The organism is Micromonospora sp. S-DT3-3-22 (assembly GCF_015354745.1).
Classification (GTDB): Bacteria; Actinomycetota; Actinomycetes; order Mycobacteriales; family Micromonosporaceae; genus Micromonospora; species Micromonospora wenchangensis.
Map to the genome: position 1 here is coordinate 1 of NZ_JACGMO010000213.1, position 5,706 is coordinate 5,706.

Sequence of the window (5,706 nt, forward strand, 5' to 3'; positions counted from 1 at the left end):
CTGCTGACCCCGGTGTACGCCTGCCGGCCCGGCCTCGGGCCGCCCGGCGCACCGACCCCGTGGCCGCCCGGCGCGGCCCGGCAGTGGCGGTGGCAGTGGCAGCTCACCGGCCCGGTCGACACCACCGTCGACGCCGACGTCGTCCTGCTCGACCCGGTCCGGGTGAGCACCGCCGAGACCGGGGCGTTGCGTCGGCGCGACCGGCGGCTGATCTGTCACGTGCCCGTCGGGACGTACGCGGGGACGGACCCGGACGCCGCCCGCTACCCGGCGGCGGTGCGCGGCGGTGCCGCCGGGCGGCCCGGAAGCCGGTGGGTGGACGTACGGCGGTGGGACCTGCTGCGGCCCGTCCTGGCCGACCGGTTCCGGCTCTGTCGGGGCAAGGGGTTCGGCGCGGTGGCCCTCGTCGACGCCGACGGGTACGCCCACCGGTCGGGTTTCCCGCTCGGCTTCGACGACCAGTTGCTGTTCAACCGGCGGGTGGCCGGGCTGGCCCGCTCCCTGGACCTCTCCCCCGGCCTGGTCGGCGACGTCGGTCAGGTGGCCGCCCTCGCACCGGACTTCGACTTCGCGGTCGACGAGGAGTGCGTCCGGTTGCGCCGCTGCGCCCGGCTGCTGCCCTTCGCCGACGCGCGGAAACCGGTGTTCCACGTCGAGTACGCCGGTGACCCGCAGCAGTTCTGCGTGACCAGCACCGGCTACGGCTTCGCCTCGATCCGCAAGCACCGGGAGCTGGACGCCTGGCGGGTGCCCTGCCCCACCGTGCCCGGGCCGTTACCCGGCACGCCGGAGTGACCCGGACCGCGCTGCGGTCCGGGTCACCCGTGCCGCCGGCCACGGCGCTGCACCGCCCGGGGGGCGGTCACCGGCGGCGGGTCTGACGGCCGGTCAGTGCGCCCCGACCAGCTCCGGCGTCGGTTCGGCCGGCGGGGTGGCGGCGGGCCGGTCGCGGCGGCGCAGGAAGCGGGGGGCCCACCAGTTGGCCTCGCCGAGCAGGGTCATCACCGACGGCAGCACCACCGCCCGGATGATCGTGGCGTCCAGCAGGATCGCCGCCGCCAGCCCGATGCCGAGCTGCTTCATGTCGATCGTGCTGAGCGAGGCGAAGATCGCGAACACCCCGACCATCACGATCGCCGCGCTGGTCACCACGCCGGCCGAGGAGGTGATGCCGTAGGCGACCGCGTCGGCGTTGGACCGGCCGCCCCGGATGCCCTCCCTGATCCGGCTGACCACGAACACGTGGTAGTCCATGGAGAGCCCGAAGAGCACCACGAACAGGAACAACGGCAGCCAGGAGACGATCGCCCCCATCGAGGTGAAACCGAGCAGGTCCTGCGCCCACTCGCCCTGGAAGACCAGCACCAGCAGGCCGTAGGCGGCCCCGGCGGAGAGCAGGTTGAGCAGGATCGAGGTCAGGGCGACCACCACCGAGCGGAACGTCCAGGTCATCACCAGGAAGGTCAGCGCCAGCACGAACGCCATCACCAGGGGCAGCTTCTCCCGGATGTGCCGGGCGTAGTCCTCGCTGGCGGCCACCCCGCCGCCGACGGCGTACTCGACGCCGGGGATGCCGCGCAGCGCGGCGGGCAGCAGGTCGTCGCGGAGTTCGTGCAGGGAGCGCACCGCCCGGTCGTCCCGGCTGGCGTACGGGGTGGCCACCTCCAGCACCGACACCCGACGGTCGGCCGACACCTCGATCTTCGGGCCGTCCGCCTCGACCGGGGCGAACAGCGGGTCGGCGGCGGCGTCACGGGCCAGCCCGGTCAGCGCGGCGCGCACCTGGTCGGCCTGGTCGGCAGGGGCCCGTACGGCGACCGTGTGGCTGGTGCCGGTGCTCGGGAAGGCGGCGGTCAGCCGGTCGTACGCCTGCATCGCCGGGGTGGTGCGGGGCAGGTCCTCCATGCCGGGGAACTTCAGCTTCATGCCGAGCGCCGGGGCGGCCAGGGCGAGCAGCAACCCCACCGAGACGATCAGGGTGGCCCGGGGCGCGCGCAGCGCGGGCCGCAGCACCGCCGGCCAGAACCGGGGCCGGGCCGGCTGCCCGTGCCGTCCGGCGCGGGGGGCGGTGAGCCGCCACAGCAGCGGCACCCGGGGGCGGTCCACCCAGCGGCCCAGCTTGGCCAGCAGCGCCGGCAGCACGGTCAGCGAGCCGGTCACCGCGACGGCGACCACCAGGATCGAACCGACGGCGAGGGAGGAGAAGACCACGTCGTCGGCGAGCATCAGGCCGGCCATCGAGATGATCACCGCGAAGCCGGAGACGACCACGGCGTGTCCGGACGTCTCGGCGGCGATCTCCACCGCGTCCAGCCCGGACCGGCCCTTGGCCCGTTCCTCCCGTTCCCGGCGTACGTAGAACAGCGAGTAGTCCACCCCGACGGCCATCCCGATCAGCAGGATCACGCTGGCCGTGGTGTCCGTGGCGGGCACCAGGTGGGAGGCGAGGGTGGACAGCCCCATCGCGGCGGCCACCGAGGAGAGCGCCAGCAGCACCGGCACCCCGGCGGCGATCAGCGCGCCGAACGCGACGACCAGGATGGCCAGGGTGACCGGCAGGCTGAGCAGCTCGGCCCGCTTGAAGTCCCGGCCCAGGGTGTCGTCCAGCGCCTGGTTGATCGACGGGCCGCCGACCTGCTCGATCCGTAGTTGCGGGTGGGCGGCCTGGGCGTCGGCGGTGGCGTCGCGCAGCGGCTGCACCCGGTCGGCGGCGGTCTCCGGGTCGCCGGCCATGGTGACCGGCACCAGCAGTGCGGCACCGTCGGCCGACGGCACCGGCTCGCCGACCGACGCCACCCCGGTGACCTGCCGCAGCCGGTCGGCCGCGTCGGTCGCCGCCGCCTGCGCGGCGGCCCGGTCCAGGGTGCCGGTACGCGGGGTGATCAGGATGTTCTCCACCGCCGGGTCGGTGAACTCGCCCGAGGTGACGATCACGTCGGCGTGACCGGACTCGCCGATCGCCTGGTCGGCCTGGGTGGCCTCGTTCAGGCCGGCGGCGTTGCCCCCGACGAAGCACACCGCCACGAAGACCACCCAGAGCGCGATCGCGCGCCACGGATGCTCCGCGCTCCACCGTGCCAACCGCACCGTCACCGGTCTGCCGCCCATCTCGGTCGGGCCCCCTTCCCGCCGGCGCCCTGCCGACCGTGCTGACGCTAGGGACGGCGACGCCGGGGCACATCGGGGAACGGCCCCGGCCCGCCCCCGAGGACGCGGGGGCGGTCGGGTCGGGTCGCCCGGGACGACCGATCCGGGTGGATCGGGGAAAAACCGGCGGCGGCCCGGGGTGGCGGCGGCGCGGCACACCGGCGCAACCCCGAACCGGCTCGGGGTCAGCCCCTGAGGGCACCCCGGGGCCGGGGCTGACAGCGGGGGCAGCTGTACGACGACCGGTTCATGAACGCCTCCCGGCGGATCGGGGTACCGCAGCGTCGGCAGGGCTCACCCTCCCGACCGTAGACGTTCAGCGACCTGTCGAAGTAGCCGCTCTCCCCGTTGACGTTGACGTACAGGTCGTCGAAGCTGGTGCCGCCCTGCACGATCGCCTCGCCGAGGACGTCCCGCACGTGCCCGAGCAGCCGGCCCGCGGCGGGGCCGGTCACCGCGTCGGTCGGGCGGGCGCCGTGCAGCCGGGCCCGCCACAGCGCCTCGTCGGCGTAGATGTTGCCCACCCCGGACAGCAGCGTCTGGTCCAGCAGGGCCCGCTTGACCTCGGTACGTCGGCGGCGCAGGGCGGCGACGAAGCCGGCGTCGGAGAATTCCGGGTCCATCGGGTCGCGGGCGATGTGGGCGATCTCGGCGGGCAGCTCGGCACCGCCTTCGCTGACCGCGAGCCCGCCGAACGTCCGCTGGTCGACGAAGCGCAGTTGCGGGCCGTCGTCGGCGAACCGGAACCGGACCCGCAGGTGCAGCTCGTCGGCCGCCTCGGCCGGCTGGAGCAGCAGCTGCCCCGACATGCCCAGGTGGCCGACGAGGGCGTCCCCGCTGTCCAGCGGCAGCCAGAGGTACTTGCCGCGCCGCCGCACGTCGGTCACCGTCCGGCCGGCCAGCACGTCGGCGAAGTGCGCCGGGCCGGGCAGGTGCCGTCGCACGGCCCGGGGGTGGCGCACCTCCACCGTCGAGATCCGCCGGCCGGTGACCCACTGGGCCAGCCCCTGCCGTACGGTCTCGACCTCGGGCAGCTCAGGCACGGCCCAGTCCCGCCTCGGCGGTCTCGTCGGCCGCCGGGGCCGTCGCGTCGACCGCCGGGCCGTCGCCGCTGGCCACGGCGGCACCGTCCGGGGTGGCCCCGGCCGGGGTGCCGGTGTCGGGAGTGCCGGTGTCGGGAGTGTCGGTGTCGGGGGTGTCGGTGTCGGGGGTGTCGGCCCGGTCCTGCTCGGCCTGCGCGGTGAGTTCCCGCCAGGCCGCCTCGGCGGCCCGCTGCTCGGCCTCCTTCTTGCTGCGCCCCTCCGACCCGCCGTAGCGGTTGCCGGCCACCACCACCCAGGCGGTGAAGGTCTTCAGGTGGTCCGGGCCGGTGCCCTCGATGCGGTACTCGGGCACCCCCAGGCCCAGCGCGGCGGTCAGCTCCTGGAGGCTGGTCTTCCAGTCCAGCGCGGCGCCCCGGCCCGCCGACTCGGCCATCAGCGGGTCGAACAGCCGGTGGATGACGACCGCCGCGGTGTCCAGCCCGTGCTGGAGGTAGATCGCGCCGAGCAGCGCCTCCAGGGTGTCGGCGAGGATGCTCGCCTTGTCCCGCCCGCCGGTGGTCTCCTCGCCCTTGCCGAGCAGCAGGTAGGCGCCGAGCCCGTCCGGGCCGAGCCCCCGGGCCACGTCGGCCAGGGCACGCATGTTGACCACGCTGGCCCGCAGCTTGGCCAGTTGCCCCTCGGGCAGGTCGGGGTGGTTCCGGAACAGCGCCGTGGTGATCACCACGCCGAGCACCGAGTCGCCGAGGAACTCCAACCGCTCGTTGGTGGGCAGCCCGCCGTTCTCGTACGCGTACGACCGGTGGGTCAGCGCCCGCTCCAGCAGTTCGGCGTCGAGTGTCACCCCGAACGCCGCCTCCAGGTGGCTGACGGGCGCACGCCGCCGCTTGTCGTTGCTCATGTTCCTACCTCTGCTTCGGTCCCGCCGGGGTACGCGGGCGGATGACCCGCGTGCCGGGCGACGGGTGCGTTCTGGACCGCCGGATCGGCCGACGCGGGGCCGCTGTCCACGGCCACCTCGTCGGCGCGGTCGGCGGCGGAACGGGTGGGGGCGTCCTCCCGCTCCGGGTCGGTGCCGTCGCCGGCGGGAAGGAGCGCGATCTGCTCCCGGACCTGGTCGGTGGCCCGGCGACGCCAGAGGTGGGCGGCCAGGGCGATACCGGAGGCGACGTCGTCCGGGGTGGCCGCGCCGTGGCAGACCACCACCGTCCCGGCGACCCCGAGCAGGGCCGCCGCCCGGGGCGCCCCGCCGCTGGCCGGTGGACCCCCGGCCATCGCGTACGCCCCCTCGATGGCCTTGAGCAGGATGTTGCCGGTGAAGCCGTCGGTGACCACCACGTCGGCGCGGACGCCGGCGGTGACGTCGTACCCCTCGACCAGGCCGACGTAGCGGGCGTCGCCGGGCAGCGCGGTGGCGGCGAGCAGGGGGTCGGCGGTGCGGCGCGGGCGGTCCCCCTTGCCGGCCTCGGTGCCGACCGAGAGCAGGCCGACCCGGGGGGCGGCGACGGCGTGGGCGACG

The 5,706-nt window shown here is 75.3% G+C and carries 4 protein-coding genes and 1 pseudogene; 1 reads left to right on the forward strand and 4 read right to left on the reverse strand.

Annotation, left to right across the window (positions count from 1 at the left end):
- Positions 1–795: endo alpha-1,4 polygalactosaminidase (locus H1A17_RS33095; RefSeq protein ID WP_194823726.1), on the forward strand; the 795-nt coding region annotated here is incomplete at its 5' end.
- Positions 796–888: 93 nt separating this feature from the next.
- Here the strand turns inward: H1A17_RS33095 and H1A17_RS33100 are convergent.
- The 4 genes and pseudogenes from H1A17_RS33100 to H1A17_RS33115 form a co-directional block, all read right to left on the reverse strand.
- Positions 889–3,108 (reverse strand): MMPL family transporter, encoded by a 2,220-nt coding sequence (locus H1A17_RS33100; RefSeq protein WP_194823727.1) that lies wholly within the window; start codon positions 3,106–3,108, stop codon positions 889–891.
- 224 nt (positions 3,109–3,332) lie between these two features.
- Positions 3,333–4,190: a bifunctional DNA-formamidopyrimidine glycosylase/DNA-(apurinic or apyrimidinic site) lyase gene (mutM, locus tag H1A17_RS33105; protein ID WP_145918343.1), complete on the reverse strand. Its 858-nt coding sequence runs from the start codon at positions 4,188–4,190 to the stop codon at positions 3,333–3,335.
- Positions 4,183–5,088, reverse strand: a complete 906-nt coding sequence (rnc, locus tag H1A17_RS33110) for a ribonuclease III (RefSeq protein ID WP_194823728.1) — start codon at positions 5,086–5,088, stop codon at positions 4,183–4,185. Before rnc ends, mutM begins: the two co-directional genes overlap by 8 nt.
- 167 nt (positions 5,089–5,255) lie before the next feature.
- Positions 5,256–5,706, reverse strand: a pseudogene (locus H1A17_RS33115) (phosphate acyltransferase PlsX); the annotation flags it as partial.